Below are 17,556 nucleotides of genomic sequence, written 5' to 3'. Positions count from 1 at the left end.
TATTTTTTAGCTTTGGCTTAATCTGCCAATACAACTTGTGTTTGATGACCATTCATCGCATCCATAACAGGCAGTACTTTAGGCGCTCTTGGTGCGGCAAACTGTTTGGTTAGGCCAAGCTCACGCATGAGTCTATCGTCGCCTGATTGACTTGCATTACCAGTGGTAAGAAGCTTGTCACCATAAAAGAATGAGTTAGCACCTGCCATAAATGCCAACGCTTGCTCAGAATCAGATAGACTTTCGCGGCCAGCAGATAAACGCACGTAGCTAGTCGGGCAGCAAATACGAGCGACCGCAATAGTACGAATCCACTCAAGTACAGATAGCTGACCCTCGGCCAATACTTTGTCACCAATTGGTGTACCTGCAATAGGCACCAGTAAGTTGACTGGAATTGATTCAGGCGCTTTTGGCATTTTTAGCAGCTCAAGTACCCAGTCGATGCGGTCATCACGGCTTTCGCCCATACCAACGATATTACCACTACAGACATTAATGCCAGAGTTACGCACGTTTTCTATCGTGTCTAAACGCTCATCATAGCTGCGCGTGCTAACGACTTGTTCATAGTAACTGCGCGAAGTATCTAGGTTATGGTTATAATAATCCAATCCTGCATCGGCCAACTGTGTTGCTTGATTGGTATCGAGCATACCCAGCGTCATACAAGTTTCAAGTCCCAATGCTTTCACTTCTTTGATCAGCTCAACCACATAAGGCATGTCTTTGGCACTTGGATGTTTCCACGCGGCACCCATGCAGAAGCGTGATGAGCCACTGTTTTTGGCACGTTTGGCCGCTGCGATGACTTTATCAACTTCTATGCGTTTTTCTGCTTGTAGTTTGGTGGTGTCGCGATGATGACCTGACTGTGAGCAGTAGCCGCAATCTTCAGGGCAGTTGCCCGTTTTGATAGAGAGCAGCGTGCTAATTTGTACTTCATTGGCAGTGAAATGCTTTCTATGAATAGTCTGTGCTTGTAATAACAAGTCCATTAGAGGTAAATCAAACAATTGCGCGATTTCTTCACGGCTATATGTCGTAGCTACTTTATTATCAGTTTGAGTCGCGTCTGTGGCTAGACTGGCCAAAAAATCACTATTGGTCGTATCTGGCTGAGTGGCTACATCAGTTGGCTGGTTGGCGTCAGGTTCGGAGATGCTAAGCAATCCTGCCATAAGGTAAGTCCTTTTATAAGAATTAGAGGGTATTAAATAAAACCAATGTTTTTATCTATTGTCATTTATAAGGTAACAAAAAAGGTTGCCGTATAGTATACCGCAACCTTTTTAGAAAATCAGAACACTGCTAGACAGTATGTATAATTGTCACAGTAGCGCACATAAATAGTAACTATACGTTTGGCTATTTAGTTCTATATCATCCATTCTACCAATGACTACCGCTCAGTGCACCATTCTTTTTATTTACCAAGTTTATGCTTGGCAATACCAACCCAATGCTCAGCAAATTTCTGTGCTTTATAAGCGTAAGGTTTGGCTTTTTGGATATATGGTTTGCACTCTTCTGGAATAGCTGGGACGATATGCTTAGCAAGTTTGTTGAACCACATCATTAGGCTATAGTCGCCTTCGATGCTCAAGTTACCTTCTTGTACAGCAGTCATAAAGGCAGGCAAGCTACCTTTGGTTAGCAATCTAACACCAGTCATAGAATCTTTAAAAGTGATGGTCAAATCGGCTTCTTTTGCATGACCACTTTGTTGACTAAACTGTCCATTATCAAAGCTAAAAGAACGGGCGATATCAGACTCAGTACTAGCAAACTCAATCGTAACTTGACGATCAGCGAATAACGCTTTGACGTCTTCGTTATCACTATCAGCTAACATAGACAAACGATAGCCGACGACAGCCAATAAAGCATCTAATGGATCAGATTTGATATCTAATACAGGAACAGTAAACATAGCAGAACTCCTAAAGAAATGAGGCATAAAAATAAAGCGTACTTTATACCAGTTTTTATGACAAATATATAACTGGATTATAAACTATCACAGGGTGCCAACTCTTTAGGAGTTAAGTAGAGAGCGTTAAGTATCTTGTAACATTCGATGTCACTGACGTAAGCAAGGTATTGCTATAGACAAATAGAGGTATAAATAGGACAGTTTTAACGAAAACGTGGCTGATAGTTATCATCATAGACAGGAGTGTGTTCGATATAGCGTGCGGCTTCTAGCTCACGTTGCTGACTAACTGTTTGGCTCACATCATCATAGCGCAATGCCCGATACAATACCCAAGCTGCCAACGGTAACCAACTGATGCCCATAGCGATGATATAGCGATGCCATGACGATAGCTCCATCAACATAGGACGACCGGCTAATATATTTTGAATCAACTCAACGGTGAACCAATAAGCCATACCGCCAAATAGATATAGCAGTAGCCAGCGATATGACGATACGGCAAGCACTACTACTAAACTGGCTAGCAGTCCATAACCAAGCCATGCCGCGCCGCTCCATGCCTCTACACCGATAAAAGAAAATATAGTCATTAACATCATTCATCTCGCTATTCATAAGGTGAATTCCAATGAGACTATTATGAGAGGTTATTGAGTAAAGCTGAAGAGGGTACAGGCGACTTTGCGACAACCGTTGACGCTTGGTTTTTTGGCTTGTTTTGCAATATTTAATAGCTAGGTTTTAGGCTAAGCGCCGTGAGGAGTGGCGCTTATTTTGAGTAATATGGAAATGGTTTTTCTAGTCTAGGAAGACGTTTATTAGCTAGCAAACCAGGCCAAACTAGCAAATAGGACTGACAGTTCGTTGAATACTTAGACTCGATTGGTACGATTACCCCACCAAGATAATAGCGAAACTAAGATAGCACCGAGTAGCATAAGTCCTACTGTCGTTGACCACTGTGCGCCAGTAGGATATTGCCACGGCATTACGTTATGGACAGCTTCAGTATTTAGTGAGCCTAGCGCATCTACTTTCCATGGCCAGACTTTTATTAGAGAGCCTGCGATAAAGCCTGTCAGCAATGCCAAGGTAGCTTGGTAATAATGTGAGAGTAGCCACTTAAGTGCGCGCGTGAATAGCAATAGCCCAGTCGCCATACCCGCAATGACTGTGAAAATGGCACTCAAATTCATCGTATCGACCGCTTCTAATACTGCATCGTAGGCGCCTAGCAATAGCAAAATAAACGACCCTGATATGCCCGGTAGGATCATGGCACAAATAGCAATTGCCCCTGCAAAAAACAAATACGGTAAGCTAGGCGTGGTCGTAAGCAATGGCATACTACTGATGACTACGGCGGCAATAAGTCCAGTCGCAAACAGTGCGACACGTCCTATATTCCAGCGCTTTATCTCACTGAGTAAGATAAATACCGTTGCAACGACCAGTCCAAAAAAGAATGACCAAATAAGCAATGGTTGATTGTCCAATAAATGCTTAATGATACCGGCTAATGTTGCAAAGCTAGTGGCAATACCCAGTAGCAAACACAATAAAAATGTTGCATCTACTTGTCGCCAAATTGCCGCGAATCCTTTGATGCCACCTTCCTGACGGAATATCGTCCAAAGATTGGGGCCGATACTACCAAGTGCGTTAATCAAGCGCTCGTAAATCCCTGCAATCAGCGCAATAGTGCCGCCAGAGACGCCAGGTACGATATCAGCTGCGCCCATGGCCATACCTTTGACATAGATACCTACCAGCTGCTTAGGGCTATCAGTACGTATAGGTACCGTATCTTGTTCTAGTGGCGTTGGCGCTGACGGCTGAGTTGGCCGTGGAAATTGTGGTGCCGTCATGAGCATTCCTCTATCATCTAAAAATAAGTGTTATTTGAAAGTAAGCATTAGCTAAAAATAAGTAGCATCTAAAAATGAGTAATAACTAAAATAAGCGTTAGCTAAACATCAGTCTGCATAGCAGATTTTATTAATTATCATCACGTACTAAGGCATGTCTTCCATTTACTTAATAGGCATTTAACTGAACTAAAAATGGATAAATCTTGTCAGACATCGTCAAATAGCTAGTTAATATATCGGTACTATCTACGCTACTTTTCTTGGCTAAGCCGCGCCCTAAAGCATAAAAGCCAGATTAATGACAAAACATTAACCTAGCTTATGAAATGGCATAAAGCGTTCTGCAATTACTCAGTAGGCGCCAGTGCAGGATAGCCAAGAGCGTACAGAGTACCTTCAAGCCCTGTCACGTTGATAGCGGCATCAGCACGTGCTTGAACGATTGGTTTGGCATGATAGGCCACACCCAGATCGGCCAGCGCCATCATTGGTAAGTCATTAGCACCGTCACCAACACAGACCACTTGTGACATCTCAATGCCTAAGCGCTCAGCGGTATGCTCAACGATAGCCGCTTTTTTGGCACCATTGACAATAGGCCACTGTACATGACCAGTGACTTCACCTTCTTCAATATCTAAAGCATTGGCATACACTTCATCAATACCCAGCTGCTCAGCGATATAACGGGCAAAATAAGTAAAGCCGCCTGAAACTAGCACCGTATGATAGCCCAGTGCTTTTAGCGCGCTGATCGTCGTGCGTGCACCAGTCGATAACGTTAAGCGACTACAGATATCATCCAGCACATCAATAGAAGTGCCTTTTAGCAAGGCCACACGCTGAGCAAACGATTCATCAAAATCAATCTCACCGCGCATTGCTGCTTCAGTAATGGCTTCAACTTCTTCACCAATCCCAGCCGTTTTTGCCAGCTCTACGATGACTTCTTGCTCAATCAAAGTTGAATCCATGTCAAAGCAGGCAAGCTTGTGTGTCCGCAGCATATGACCGACAGACAGGATATGACAGTCCACGACGTTTATGTTGCCTGTGCTATCTGCACTGCGTGTATTGTTGTATTCTTCAGTTAGGTCACGACGCAGGCGAGCGGTCAGCTGATCATCAATAATGTGAGCGGCTGCGGTTTTTTTGCCAGGGTGCATTAGTGTGTCAGTGACTGGTACCAGCAGATAACGGTAGACCTGAGTATGGGTAAAGGGTAGGCGCTGTGCGTATGCTGCTGTAGGCTCTGTATCAGACACCGTGATATTGACGAAGCTAGCGTCAGGATCTTCGGCAACCGTTACTAGATGCCAGCTTGGCTGTTCATCGACCCACGACTGAACGTACTGATGAATATCCAATGCAGATACCTGAGTCGGCAGTACGACGATGAGCGCAAAAACAGGTAGCGACTGTAGCGCATCAAAGTCTTGCAAATTGGTATCTTCGGGTAATAATGCCGCAATAGAATCAACGGCTTGTTGCCATGCTTTGCTGTCTTTTGGTAACGAATAAGATGTATTTTTTGGCATGGCTCAATTGTCTCTTGTATGCTCATATAAGATTAGGAATAATAACAGTTTTACTGGGCAGCGCCTATAGATGACGCGCAAAGTAACAATGATGCTAAAAAACAGATTTTATGGCGTAAGAAGCCATAGAAAATGCAATAAAGTTATTATGATAAATTTATAAAGCGCTCATGCTATAAGGCTTATTATGGTGATATAGTAGATGAGATAAGCTGGCTGTTGCTTGACGATGCTTTCTTATTAACGATGCCTTTGCAAAAGATTGCAAGGCAAAAGATAGCGAAGCTGGCAACAATATTGATAGTGTCGATAGTCGTTAATAATCAGTACCGCTTTATTACTACGTGCGCATCATAGTTGGCACATATTACAATTGTTTAAAAATTAGCCAAAAAATGAGCAATAGCCTCGTTTTTTAATTTCTTCTCTCCAAAAAAGTTTAACATATCATGACGTATTTAGCGCCGCGGCAAGGGTTGTTTGCCATTATTCTTCTGGTTAGTTTTTGTTTGCAGACGCTGTTATTGGTCATTAGTACTGACCAACAGCTGAGCAATAGTCGTGCGTTAAAAGGCGAGCAGATGGTCGCCCAGCTGATTGATGAAGCGAGGTTGTCTTTAGAAAATAAAGACCGTGTGAGTTTAAGCGTTATTGCCAACCGCTATACCAGCGAGCAAGACGTCACACGGATACTGATTAAGGACAACAACGATGATATCTTGGTGCCAGTAGGCAATGCGCCGATGCAGCAAGGCGACACCATTCGTCAAATCGCTACCAATGGCGATGCAGTCATCGGTAGCGTTGCACTGACTCTAAAAGACGTTAGCAAAGGCGAAATTATCGCCATGCAATGGCCGTTTGTTATCGGCACCATGCTGTTACATTTACTACTGTGGTTGATTTACGGTTACCTCGCTCGTCCGACCAAAGAGCAAATCAATGCATTGAGTCGAGATATCCAAGAGCTGTATCGTGACCAATATAGACCAGTCGATCAACGCGGCTATGACCGTGAACTTGAGCGCCAGTCAACGGGTCAATCAGCGTCTCATTTAGCAGACAGTCAAGTAGCGACTGATAATACGGCTAATGCCACAGATGACGAAGTGACTAATGCCCGCAAATTCAATGTACATAATGAAGTGAACGAGTACCTTAGAACTCAGCAAAATCAAGAGACAGGTAGCGATACTGACAATCTAGCGAGTGCGAGTGGAGGTAGCGAAAGTGAAGTAACAGATACAGACGGTGTCACTTCTCAAGCTGTCAGTCATACGTCTAAGCTATCTGCCACACGGTCTGTTGATAGCGTCAAAGTTCAAATCGTATTCCATGATGAGTTCAATATGCTTGAACGCCTTGCACCTGCGCAGCGTCTTCCGTATCTAGCACTCTGCACCCAGCTGCTCAATCAGGCCGTGACTGAGTTGCTAAGACAGCCATTGCTACTGGGCGTGAGTGCGATGAATGAAGCGCACTTTGAAGATAACGGCGCAAGTGTGGTACTAAAGGCTGATAATAGCCATGCAAAAGTGGCACTCGCCGGCGTGATGCTTGCCAAGCTTTATTTAATGCTCAACAAAATTATTCACGATAAGCATATTGAGCTGTCGCGTTTTGCCTTACCAGCAAAAGCGGGCGTGAGTGATGACGCGCAATCAGAGCCAATGACCCATTTGCTCCAGAGTATCGGCAAAAAAGAGCAGCTATTAATACTACTGCCAAATGCCGGTCTCAAGCAAATCAGCAATCATGTACAAGTACATAACATCATGCGCCCAACCACTGTCTATGAGCGCGAGTGTGCGATATTTGATGGGGCTAACGACTCATTGATTCAGCGTTTGGCTGATGTGCGCAACGCGGTTCTGATGATTGAAGATGAGGATGAGCTACACATTTAATGCCGACTGTATTTGGTCATTTATATTACAATTGTCTGTTATATAGCCTACTGGACTATCTTAATCGTAGAGTTGGAATGTACCATATTGCGAAAAAGGATTGACAACATTCAATAGAGACTTTATAAGGCATATATATATTGATGTATTCTTAATACCCTTGCCTAAAAATGATAGGAGTTTGTCATGAGTGACGCTGATATTGACGACGATTTTGATGATGATTTTGTCGACGATGATGATGCAAAGATGGTTGAAGAAGCTGAGACGAGCGTACGTACACGTTTAAGTAGTCTTGAAAAACGTCGGCTAATCGATAATTTGCTAGAAGAAAAGCGTTTGGCTAAAGAGTTAAAAGACGATCTAGACGACATAGACAACTTCGATGAAGACGGTGACGATTGGGATGATGACGATTTTTAATTTATCGGCATCGGTCGTTTCAGTGGACTAAAGTGCTCTAGTAGCTACTTTAATGACGGTAACTACTTTAACGGCAGTGACTATTTTAATGACTAAAATCATTTAACCAATCAAGTTGGTTGCCTGCTGTTTGCCACTTTTCTAATTTTCTAGGTTTGCTTGCAACCAGTTCATCTCGATAATACTTACCTGATAGAGGTTGCTTGAGTTTGATTAATTAAGCAGCCTTTAGTCTTAAAATAAGTACTCGTCCTCTTTTATTTAACCGATCGCCCACTGCGATTGATGACATCTATCTGCTAAGGAAAACCAAATTATGAGTAACCAACTAAGTTTTGATGAATTACTAGACTATTTGGACAATCAAGAAAGCCAGTTCGTGCTAGATAGTGTCGCAGCGCATGGTTTTTTGACGGCGACGGTCATCGGTCGTCCATTGCCTAACTGGATGGATGCCCTGTTCGAAGGTCACGTAAGTGAGATTCCAGAAAACGTTATCGACGGTATCAAACGCTGGCGCTATTCGATCATGGCTGAGCTAAAAAACGAGACGCCTATTGAATTACCATTTGGTGAAGATGCCGGTAACGAAGAAGTGGCGGTTGATTTCTCTGATGAGTCTGACATCGTTGCTTGGTCAATCGGTTTTGTCGATGCCATGTATGGTGATGAAGCAAGCGATTGGTTTGAAGATCAAGAAACGGCAGAAGACGTCGCGGTATTGACTTTGCCAATGATCGTACTAAGCGGTATCGATGATGAAGATCCAGAGCTGTCTGAGATGCGTAAAGACGAAGATAAAATGGTACAGATGGCCAATAGCATCGAAGGCAATTTGACTGAATTGTTTTTGTTGTTTCATACCAACGATTAATAATATTAAGAAACAGCGCTGCTAGCAGTGCTGTTTTTGTCTTGTCTATGCTGTATCGCAGCGTCTTGATTTACTATACGTTTTATAAGTCACCGATAAGGTCATCCTATGACTGTGCAACTCTCTAACCTTGAACACTTACCTAACTATCAAATTACCGAGCGCCTAGACGTGGTGTACGGTAGTACCGTGCGTTCAAAGCACGTCGGTAAAGACTTGTTTGCTGGGTTAAAAAACATCGTTGGCGGTGAGCTGACGGCCTATACCGAGCTATTAGAAGAGTCACGCCAAGAAGCAATCGATCGCATGATTGTCAAAGCAGAGGCGCTAGGTGCCGATGCGGTGGTCGGTCTGCGTTTTTCGACTTCTAGTATCGCCCAAGGTGCCTCAGAGCTGTTTGTCTATGGTACGGCGGTTAAGGTTGCGCCGATATCACAACAGCAGTATCAAAACCCACCAAGCGATGGTTACAACCATTCTAATCAAAATGTGAGTACTCAGACCCAAGTCACACCCGATGATTTACCGCGCTTCAATCCTTTTGGTTAGTTTTACAATACTAAAAACTACAATACCAAATCCTATAATGCTAAAAGCACCGATGCTTTTTATGATGAGAAACGTGCTATGAATGATTCACTCACGCAAGTGCTCATCAACTATGGGCCGTTTGTCTTCTTATTCGCGGCTGGCTGGTTCTTTGGATCGCGCCATGAGCGTCAGCATTTGGCACAGCTAACAGTAGCAGAGCAAGCATTGGGCGATATCACTGTCTCAAGCGAACGCTTATACCGTCCCAAGTTAGCAGCGGGTAGTGAAGGCGAGCTCGTGCTTGGTAGTGTCGTCATCGCTCAAGATTACTTCAAAATGATTATCGCTCGCGTATTAAGTGTCTTTGGCAAAAATTTAACCACCTATGAGACTTTGCTAGATCGTGCACGCCGCGAAGCCATTGTTCGTATGCGGACTGAGGCAAAAGCCAAAGGCTACACGCATATCTACGGGTTACGTCTTGAGGTAACCAATGTCAACCAATTAGGCAGTATGGTCGAAGCCATCGCCTACGGTACGGCAGTGATTAGTATTGACCATATTAAACCTACATCTGCTGTAAATCACAAAACCTCCGCTTAAATCATTTCTAGTTTATTTTCAAGTGTAAAAACCTATAATTGACTGACGAGTAGTCAGAAAAATCAAAACCATACACTTTTACAACGATATACTGAATTTTGCCGTTCCGTTATTATTTCGGTTCGTAGTAACCAGTTTTATCAAAAATTGTCGGTTTAAAAAACACGACTGTATGGAAAAGTGTCATATAAAGAGCTGACAACGTCGGTGGCTTTTACCCAAGATATCAGCAGGATTGGCTGATTGAGCATGACGAGGTTGTTATAAACCTGCCCGTGTAAGGGCTCTATCTACAAGGATGTAGTTATGGAAGGTGTTGAGTTAGTCACGTTTATAAATGCAAAAGTCATTCCCATTAGTATCTTTTTGATTATGATGGGGATGGGATTGTCCTTAGTTACCAATGATTTTAAGAGAGTCGTCAAATACCCTAAAGCAGTCGCCATAGGCTTGACCAATCAGCTAATATTTTTACCGCTCGTAGGTTTTGCTTTGGCAACCACCATGTCTCTCGAGCCAGAGTATGCCGTTGGGGTTATGTTGCTAGTACTGTGTCCTGGTGGCACGACATCGAATCTATTTACCTATTTAGCCAAAGGTGACGTCGCACTTTCGGTCACCATGACCGCTATTGCCAGTGTCATTACCGTATTTACCATTCCTATCGTCCTTAGTTTTTCGCTCGTATATTTCATGGGTGCGGGTAGTGAGTTTCAGTTACCAGTGGTCAAGACCATGATCAGCCTAATTGCTCTGACTATCTTACCCGTCAGTATTGGTATGTTGATCAAACGCTATGTGCCTAACGCGGCAGATAAGGGACAGGTAATGGTGTCTCGTTTTGGCGTGATATTTTTGAGCTTCTTGGTACTTTTCTTAAGTTATGTGCAACGAGACATTATCGTTGAAGCGTTAATCGCTACTGGCCCTGTGGCATTGATATTGAACGTATCGACGATGGCGCTTGGTTATTACACCAGTAAATGGTTCGGTCTAAATCCTGCACAAAGACGCTCGATTACTATGGAAGTCGGCCTACAAAACAGTACGCTTTCAATGTTTATGGCACTGACGCTATTGGCTAACTATAAGATGTCGATGACGCCAGCCATTTATACGCTAATCATGTTCTTGACCGCTGGTATCATGGTCAGAGTATTTACTACCCAGCATAATAAAGCCAAAAGAACCGAGATAGAAAACAGTGTATTGGCAGCACGTAGAATGTAAGAGGTTTAAAATAACCGTAGTAACGCACTGTTGCGCCAGTTGAGACAATACTTGGCAAAAATCAACAATGTATGGTGCAATAAATTAAGCCCATAATCCGCTTTGTATAATGAAGCAGGTTATGGGCTTTTGTGTTTAGTGCTCGTTTTAACTCAAATCAGTTTAACTCAAACCAGTTTAGCTCAAACCAGTTTAGCTCAAGTCTAGAATCTTCGTCTGTCCATTTTCGCTCTTGCCTCGGCAGCTTGCTCTTTGACTTTTTCAATTTCAAACAAGAATGTACGGTTTTTGAGTACCGCGACGAATACCACACCGCCCACCGTATTACCCACCAGTACCACGACTAAAAATACCAAGTAGCGCCAGAGACTGACGGTATTGCCATATAGCAGCGCTGAAAATACCTCAATATTACCCACAATACTATGATGCAAACCTAAAAACCCAATACTACCAGTGATAATCGTCACCAGTACGATACGGCTAAGCGTATCTCGTGCAGAGGTTACTAGCCATGCAGCCACGCCCATCATCCAGCCTGCCAACACTGCGCTGCCAAAGATAACCCACCATTCAAAACCTAAGATATGCTCGGCATAAACATCGATGGCATGGTCTGTAAACAGATGCATATGTAGCCCCAGACCAACCATTAACGCTGCAAATAGACAGCCGCCAACGATATTACCCGCGATGACAATGCCCCATAGCCGCAGGAGTTTGTGCAGCGGCTCAATCTTATTTAAGACAGGTAAGCTCAAGAGGGAAGTCTGCTCGGTGAATAATAACGACTGACCAATCACCACGATGATAAAGCCGATCGGATACAGCAGAGATGAGAGCACCATGGCGTAGTGACTTGGTATCACCTCATTTAAGAGGGCAAACGCGGATAAAATCATAAAAAAGCTGATGCCAATCTCTAGCCCAGCCGTAAAGGCGCTGGTAAATAGCGAGCCAAGTGAACGCTCAAAGGTTTCTTTTGCGTGGATAACTTGCTCGACTAAAATGCTGGCGTAGCTTTTTGCTTGGCTTAAATTGTCATCACTGGCGACCTTTTTGATGGTTTCTTTGTCTTCGTCGCTGATTTCTTCTGGCAGATCATCGTTTTCTAAGTCTTCAGTGGCTTTGATAGGTTCGTCTGCATCGTTGTCTGTAGTTTCATCTACGTCACTATCTGTAGTGCCGTCTGCATCCTTATCTACCTCAATGTCTTTAGAAGAATCGCTGTTTTCTTCTAGCGTATGATTATCTTTAGGCATAGGAGAAGTGGTGTTCACGCTCAGACGCTCGCTGTCTGATAGATTAGCCTGAGAATCATGGTCATGCTCGGTATCTTGGGACACGGTTGGCTCGCTGGTTATAGGCTAATGATTTCGTTACATAAGTAATCTCTATTATATTTCTCATTCTTCTGATTGCTGTTGTTAATTGATTAACAATTTGAGTAATAAATCGCCTTCAGGCTTTATAAATTGTCTTACCATCTAACAAAATCTGCCTATCTGCGTTAAAATCACACTATCAACTATTTTTCCTGTTTTTATAGCGTTTTACGCTATCTCATTTTGACCACATTCATTATCAACAATAAGATCACCCTATTATGAGCAATCCTAATACCGATACCAGCATTGATAGCAATGCGAAAACCAATCTGACCCAGTCGATCCAAGCGGCGCTAAGCCAATTAGAGAGCGCCTATAATCCTGCGGAAGTTGAAGCAGGTATGTACCAAGGCTGGGAAGAAAGCGGCTATTTTCAGCCGACTTTTGACAAAGACGAGTCGTTTTCTATTGCGCTGCCACCGCCAAACGTCACGGGCTCGCTACACATGGGTCACGGTTTTAACAACGCTATTATGGATGCGCTCACCCGTTATCACCGTATGGATGGCGACAATACGTTGTGGCAACCAGGTACGGATCATGCGGGTATCGCCACCCAGATGGTTGTTGAGCGTCGTCTGGAAGCGCAAGGTATCAAGCGCCGTGATATGACGCGTGCAGATTTCATCGATAAAGTATGGGAATGGAAAGAAGAGTCAGGTGGCAATATCACTAGTCAAATTCGCCGTTTGGGCAGCTCGGTTGACTGGTCACGTGAGCGCTTTACCATGGATGATGGTCTGTCTAACGCGGTAAAAGAAGTGTTCGTACGCCTGTTTGATGATGGTTTGATTTATCGTGGTAAGCGTTTGGTGAACTGGGATCCAAAATTCCAAACTGCGCTGTCTGACCTAGAAGTCGAAAACCACGACGAAAAAGGCAGCCTGTGGCATTTCCGCTATCATTTCACAGATAAAGACTTAAAGACTCAAGATGGTAAAAACTATTTAGTAGTAGCAACCACGCGTCCTGAAACACTCCTTGGTGATACCGCTGTTGCCGTCAATCCTAGTGATGAGCGTTACGCGCACTTAGTTGGCAAAACTATTACCTTGCCAATTACGGGTCGCGTTGTGCCTATCGTCGCTGATGACTATGTCGAAAAAGACTTCGGTACAGGTTGTGTCAAAATCACTCCAGCGCATGATTTTAACGATTATGAGCTAGGTCGTCGTCATAGCTTGCCATTGATTAACATCCTTGATGAGCGCGCCAATATCCTACCAGCGATGGAAGTTTATCCTGATCTGCAGACGCGTGAGCCAGAGCTTGAGACCACACCGAGCGAATATGCAGGACTTGAGCGTTTTGCCGCGCGTAAATTCCTTGTAGAGCAAGCAGGCGAGCAAGGCTGGCTAGAAGATATCGAGGACTACGCGCTAAAAGCACCACGTGCTGAGCGTGGCGGTACGATCGTTGAGCCGTGGTTGACCGATCAGTGGTATGTCGCTGTTAAAGAGCTGGCCAAGCCTGCGATTGACGCCGTAGAAGACGGCAGCATTGAGTTCGTCCCTGCACAGTACAAAAACATGTATATGGCGTGGATGACTGATCTACAAGACTGGTGCATCAGTCGCCAGCTGTGGTGGGGTCATCGTATCCCTGCATGGTATGACGATGCGACAGGTGAGATTTATGTCGCCCGTGATGAGGCCGAAGTGCGTAGCAAATACAACCTAAGTGACGATGTAAAACTGCGCCAAGATGATGACGTGCTCGATACGTGGTTCAGCTCAGGTCTATGGACGTTCAGTACGCTTGACTGGGCAGACGTCAACGCTGATCCACGCGTGATGGACACCTTCCATCCAACCAGCGTGCTCGTGACAGGTTTTGACATTATCTTCTTTTGGGTTGCCCGCATGATCATGATGACCATGCACTTCGTGAAAAACGAAGATGGCACGCCGCAAGTACCGTTTAAGACCGTCTATGTGCATGGTCTGGTACGTGATGGCAATGGTCAAAAAATGTCAAAATCAAAAGGTAACGTCTTAGATCCGATTGATCTCATCGACGGTATTGAGCTAGAAGCGCTGGTCGAAAAACGCACCAGCAATATGATGAATCCAAAAGATGCGGCCAAGATTGAGAAGCAAACGCGTAAAGAGTTCCCAGAAGGCATCCCAGCTTATGGTACCGATGCGTTGCGCTTTACCTTTACCTCATTAGCCAGTACGGGTCGCGATATCAACTTTGATCTAAAGCGTGTCGAGGGCTATCGTAACTTCTGTAATAAAATCTGGAACGCCAGCCGTTTTGTACTCATGAACTGTGTCGATGGTGACAGCAATGCCAAGCCTATCGACCAAACGGCGAACCCTGACGTTTGGGAATTACCAGAGAAGTGGATCATGAGTCGTCTGAACTCAAGCGTCAAAGACATTCATCAGCATTTTGCTCAGTATCGTCTCGATATGGTCAGCCAAGATATCTATGAGTTCATCTGGAATGAGTACTGTGATTGGTACGTTGAGCTTGCCAAAGCCAGCCTAAATGATGACTCGGTGTCTGACGAGCGTAAAGCGCAAATCCGCTATGTGCTACTGCACGTACTAGAGACGGCGCTACGTTTCACCCATCCAATCATGCCGTATCTGACTGAGCAGATCTGGCAGACCATCGCGCCGCTACTGGGTCGTAAAAACACTGACAGCATCGTGGTCGCTGACTATCCACAGACCGATGACAGCCAAATCAGTGAGCAGACAGAGGCGGATATGGCGTGGCTACAGGAGCTCATCGCGAGCGTCCGTAACATCCGTGGTGAGATGAAACTGGGTAACGCGGTACGTCTGCCAGTGCTACTACAAAACGTCTCTAGCGACGAAGATGCGCGTCTATCCCGTATCAAAAACCAGTTCAAAGCGCTTGCCAAAGTCGAGAGCCTAGAGATTATAAATAGTGGTGACGGCTCTGATCAGAAGATTCCACTATCGTCATCAAGCATGGTCGGTCAGCTACGGGTACTCGTACCGATGAAAGGGCTAATCGATCCTACGGCTGAGCTGGCACGTCTGGGCAAGGCGCATGAAAAGCTACAAAAGCAAGCCGACGGTATCGCGCGTAAGCTCGGTAATGAAGGCTTTGTCAGTAAAGCGCCAGCCGAAGTAGTCGATGCTGAGACGACGAAACTGGCTGAGTTAGAAGGTCAGATTAAGACTATGGCGGGGCAGATGGAGCAGTTGAAAGCGTTGTAACTCACACTTAGATATCTGTACTAACAAATAGCGCTGTCACAATTGTGATGGCGTTTTTTATTGCCTACTGGTTAGTTCTCTAACTTATCTTTTGCACCACCATTTTACTAAATATTTGTGTGCTATTATCTATAATATTTTATTTTTTGTGGTAAATATGATTATACCTTAGTATAGTTAAGTCTTTATAAAATCGATACAGCCCATATCATAAAATAGTTTAGGTAGATTATTCTCCATCCACCCTTGGCGTAGAAACTTAGCCTGTGCCCACTTCTTCTCGATAGGGTTTAGATCAGGGCTGTACGGTGGTAGCCAAAGAATACGATGGCCATGTCTGTTGAGTAGCTTTTGAATACGTTTGCTTTTATGAAACCGAGCGTTATCCATGACAATCACGCATTTAGTCTTGAGACTTGGAATTAAAGTGTGTTTGCACCAGTCGTAGAATATGGTGCCATTGATGTTCTGCTCAAAGTAATCAAGCGCAAAAAGCATGTTTTCATAGAGAGCTCCGATGACGTTGGTTCGCTTTTTTGCTTGCCAGTTGTAGCTATCGATACAGGGTGTACCAATCGGTGCATAGCCATGAGAACGAATGGTTTCAGCCTCAAAGCCGCGCGCGTATATATAGACAATGGGGTAGCCTTGCTGCGTAAAGCTATCAAGCTTATTCTGGAATACCGCTCTTTTTATCGGACACGCTTTTGGATGTTCTAAGGTCTTTTTTTTGACTGATACCAAGACGCTTTAAAGCATTAAAGATGCCAGTCTTACTACAGTTCAAGCGACGAGCTCTTTCATAGTTATAATCATCTGGATATGTTTTTACGTCTTCAATCAATGCGTCATCAGGTATTTTAGTTGGTGCTTTATTTCTGGTTGTTTTAGGAGTTAGGTTCTGCTGCCAGCTGTGAATGGTGCTGGTGCTAAGTCCATAAAACAGCGCAGCTTCTCGTATGGTCATGCCATCAGCGATGCTAGAAAGTACCTGTTTGCGATAGTCTATTGAATAAGTCATTGTTTATTTCATTAATTAAGATTGTTATAAATATTGTATCGGTTTTATTTGGATTAGACTATAAGGAAGGAAAAGTATTGTCAGATAATATATGAAGTATTTCCTCAGAATGTAAGTTTTAGACCATAGATAGTTATAGTTTTAAAAATTATCAAACACTTAAAAGGTGAAAATATGAATTATGAAGAGAAATCTAAAAAACTGGAAAATGATATAGTAAGGGAAGTGCAAGATTTTCACCCTGTTCTACGTGAGTTATTTACTAGAATGGAATCCTTCACTAAAGTAGACTATACGCAAGGCAATCAGGAATTTGGTGCAGATTTTGTTTTAGAATCTGTAGGAAATTTTGGAGATGAGGAATATACAGGGGTTGTAGTAAAAGTTGGAAAAATAACACAAAAAGATTTGCCAGAAATCTCGCGACAAATAGAAGAATGTTTTGTTGTTCCCAGATATGTAAACAATGGTTTAAAAGAAATATTAATAAATAAAATAGTAGTAGTTACTAATGGAACTATTAGCAATCAAGCGAAAAAAGTTGTCCATGCAAAGTTCAAAGGTAATGCTATTAATTTTATAAGTAAAACAGAATTAGTTCCTCTAATAAATAAGTATTATGATGAATATTGGAAAGACTCAAGAGTGTTATTGAATCTTTATTTCGATGACTTGAATGAAAAGTGTGAAAAACTTCTCATTGGTAACTCTCAAGGGTACCAGTCTACAACTGAGTACGTAGATATAAGGATAAAAAGGAAAGAGATAAACAATCAGCAAATAAAATTATCTAATCTCAGAAAGGTAAACTCACTTAGTAAAGCTTTGGATATTTCTAACCTTATCCTTCTAGAAGGAGGGATGGGGTCTGGTAAGTCAGCTTTGGTAGCTAATCATGTTTTGAAGTCTATTGAAGACTTTAAAGAATCTAAGACTGAATGTATACCAGTAATAATTGAGTTCTCTGACTATCAAAATGATTTAGTAAAAAATTTAGATAACGATATAACGAGCGTATTGGATAGAAT

The 17,556-nt window shown here is 43.4% G+C and carries 16 protein-coding genes; 8 read left to right on the top strand and 8 right to left on the bottom strand.

Annotated elements, in window-relative coordinates:
- Positions 1–17 precede the first annotated feature (17 nt).
- From bioB to serB, 5 genes are all read right to left on the bottom strand, one after another.
- Entirely contained in the window at positions 18–1,181 is a 1,164-nt protein-coding gene (gene bioB, locus CXF62_RS05135) for a biotin synthase BioB (protein WP_102093170.1), read from the bottom strand.
- A 245-nt stretch (positions 1,182–1,426) separates the two neighbouring features.
- Positions 1,427–1,933 carry an SCP2 sterol-binding domain-containing protein gene (locus CXF62_RS05130; RefSeq protein ID WP_102090478.1) on the bottom strand — a complete coding sequence of 169 codons (507 nt, stop codon included), beginning with the start codon at positions 1,931–1,933 and terminating at the stop codon, positions 1,427–1,429.
- Between the two features lie 206 nt (positions 1,934–2,139).
- Positions 2,140–2,532, bottom strand: a complete 393-nt coding sequence (gene aciT / locus CXF62_RS05125; RefSeq protein WP_228153175.1) for an AciT family ciprofloxacin tolerance protein — start codon at positions 2,530–2,532, stop codon at positions 2,140–2,142.
- A gap of 282 nt (positions 2,533–2,814) precedes the next feature.
- Complete coding sequence (locus tag CXF62_RS05120; protein ID WP_102093169.1) at positions 2,815–3,810, bottom strand: DUF368 domain-containing protein; 996 nt, start codon at positions 3,808–3,810, stop codon at positions 2,815–2,817.
- Between the two features lie 350 nt (positions 3,811–4,160).
- Positions 4,161–5,351, bottom strand: coding sequence for a phosphoserine phosphatase SerB (gene serB / locus CXF62_RS05115; RefSeq protein WP_102093168.1), 1,191 nt, complete (start codon positions 5,349–5,351; stop codon positions 4,161–4,163).
- A gap of 449 nt (positions 5,352–5,800) precedes the next feature.
- Between serB and CXF62_RS05110 the strand changes: the two genes are divergently transcribed.
- From CXF62_RS05110 to CXF62_RS05085, 6 genes are all read left to right on the top strand, one after another.
- Positions 5,801–7,258 (top strand): hypothetical protein, encoded by a 1,458-nt coding sequence (locus CXF62_RS05110; protein ID WP_102093167.1) that lies wholly within the window; start codon positions 5,801–5,803, stop codon positions 7,256–7,258.
- Positions 7,259–7,444: 186 nt separating this feature from the next.
- The gene (locus tag CXF62_RS05105) at positions 7,445–7,681 is read left to right on the top strand and encodes a PA3496 family putative envelope integrity protein (RefSeq protein ID WP_057761656.1); all 237 of its coding nucleotides are present in this window, start codon (positions 7,445–7,447) and stop codon (positions 7,679–7,681) included.
- Between the two features lie 316 nt (positions 7,682–7,997).
- Complete coding sequence (locus tag CXF62_RS05100) at positions 7,998–8,555, top strand: UPF0149 family protein (protein WP_102093166.1); 558 nt, start codon at positions 7,998–8,000, stop codon at positions 8,553–8,555.
- 108 nt (positions 8,556–8,663) lie between these two features.
- On the top strand, positions 8,664–9,104 hold the full coding sequence (locus CXF62_RS05095; protein WP_228153174.1) for a YbjQ family protein: 441 nt from the start codon (positions 8,664–8,666) through the stop codon (positions 9,102–9,104).
- Between the two features lie 78 nt (positions 9,105–9,182).
- Positions 9,183–9,689 (top strand): YbjQ family protein, encoded by a 507-nt coding sequence (locus CXF62_RS05090; RefSeq protein ID WP_102093165.1) that lies wholly within the window; start codon positions 9,183–9,185, stop codon positions 9,687–9,689.
- Positions 9,690–9,995: 306 nt separating this feature from the next.
- Complete coding sequence (locus CXF62_RS05085; RefSeq protein ID WP_102093164.1) at positions 9,996–10,919, top strand: bile acid:sodium symporter family protein; 924 nt, start codon at positions 9,996–9,998, stop codon at positions 10,917–10,919.
- A 203-nt stretch (positions 10,920–11,122) separates the two neighbouring features.
- On the opposite strand, the gene CXF62_RS05080 is transcribed toward CXF62_RS05085, so the two are convergent.
- Positions 11,123–12,265 carry a formate/nitrite transporter family protein gene (locus CXF62_RS05080; RefSeq protein ID WP_102093163.1) on the bottom strand — a complete coding sequence of 381 codons (1,143 nt, stop codon included), beginning with the start codon at positions 12,263–12,265 and terminating at the stop codon, positions 11,123–11,125.
- A 260-nt stretch (positions 12,266–12,525) separates the two neighbouring features.
- Here CXF62_RS05080 and CXF62_RS05075 point away from each other — a divergent pair, with 260 nt between their 5' ends.
- On the top strand, positions 12,526–15,507 hold the full coding sequence (locus tag CXF62_RS05075) for a valine--tRNA ligase (RefSeq protein ID WP_102093162.1): 2,982 nt from the start codon (positions 12,526–12,528) through the stop codon (positions 15,505–15,507).
- 177 nt (positions 15,508–15,684) lie between these two features.
- Here the strand turns inward: CXF62_RS05075 and CXF62_RS14585 are convergent, their stop codons facing one another.
- Together CXF62_RS14585 and CXF62_RS14845 are read right to left on the bottom strand one after the other, a co-directional pair.
- Positions 15,685–16,251: an IS630 family transposase gene (locus tag CXF62_RS14585; protein WP_228153173.1), complete on the bottom strand. Its 567-nt coding sequence runs from the start codon at positions 16,249–16,251 to the stop codon at positions 15,685–15,687.
- Complete coding sequence (locus CXF62_RS14845) at positions 16,178–16,528, bottom strand: IS630 transposase-related protein (protein WP_102093161.1); 351 nt, start codon at positions 16,526–16,528, stop codon at positions 16,178–16,180. The genes CXF62_RS14585 and CXF62_RS14845 overlap by 74 nt, the downstream gene beginning before the upstream one ends.
- A 174-nt stretch (positions 16,529–16,702) precedes the next feature.
- On the opposite strand from CXF62_RS14845, the gene CXF62_RS05060 reads away from it, so the two are divergent.
- A partial coding sequence (locus CXF62_RS05060; protein ID WP_185156600.1) for a restriction endonuclease occupies positions 16,703–17,556 on the top strand: 854 nt, incomplete at its 3' end.

The sequence above is a fragment of the Psychrobacter sp. MES7-P7E genome, assembly GCF_002863645.1.
GTDB lineage: Bacteria > Pseudomonadota > Gammaproteobacteria > Pseudomonadales > Moraxellaceae > Psychrobacter.
Note: the sequence above shows the minus strand (reverse complement) of the source record. Positions and strands in the feature narration are given on the sequence as shown.

Bases quoted from the DNA above. Each gene is read 5' to 3' on its own strand.
- CXF62_RS05100 (WP_102093166.1), top strand. From the start codon at position 7,998: ATGAGTAACCAACTAAGTTTTGATGAATTACTAGACTATTTGGACAAT.
- CXF62_RS05105 (WP_057761656.1), top strand. From the start codon at position 7,445: ATGAGTGACGCTGATATTGACGACGATTTTGATGATGATTTTGTCGAC.
- serB (WP_102093168.1), bottom strand. From the start codon at position 5,351: ATGCCAAAAAATACATCTTATTCGTTACCAAAAGACAGCAAAGCATGG.
- bioB (WP_102093170.1), bottom strand. From the start codon at position 1,181: ATGGCAGGATTGCTTAGCATCTCCGAACCTGACGCCAACCAGCCAACT.
- CXF62_RS05110 (WP_102093167.1), top strand. From the start codon at position 5,801: ATGACGTATTTAGCGCCGCGGCAAGGGTTGTTTGCCATTATTCTTCTG.
- CXF62_RS14845 (WP_102093161.1), bottom strand. From the start codon at position 16,528: ATGACTTATTCAATAGACTATCGCAAACAGGTACTTTCTAGCATCGCT.
- CXF62_RS05130 (WP_102090478.1), bottom strand. From the start codon at position 1,933: ATGTTTACTGTTCCTGTATTAGATATCAAATCTGATCCATTAGATGCT.
- CXF62_RS05120 (WP_102093169.1), bottom strand. From the start codon at position 3,810: ATGACGGCACCACAATTTCCACGGCCAACTCAGCCGTCAGCGCCAACG.
- CXF62_RS05090 (WP_102093165.1), top strand. From the start codon at position 9,183: ATGAATGATTCACTCACGCAAGTGCTCATCAACTATGGGCCGTTTGTC.
- CXF62_RS05095 (WP_228153174.1), top strand. From the start codon at position 8,664: ATGACTGTGCAACTCTCTAACCTTGAACACTTACCTAACTATCAAATT.
- CXF62_RS05085 (WP_102093164.1), top strand. From the start codon at position 9,996: ATGGAAGGTGTTGAGTTAGTCACGTTTATAAATGCAAAAGTCATTCCC.
- CXF62_RS05075 (WP_102093162.1), top strand. From the start codon at position 12,526: ATGAGCAATCCTAATACCGATACCAGCATTGATAGCAATGCGAAAACC.
- aciT (WP_228153175.1), bottom strand. From the start codon at position 2,532: ATGACTATATTTTCTTTTATCGGTGTAGAGGCATGGAGCGGCGCGGCA.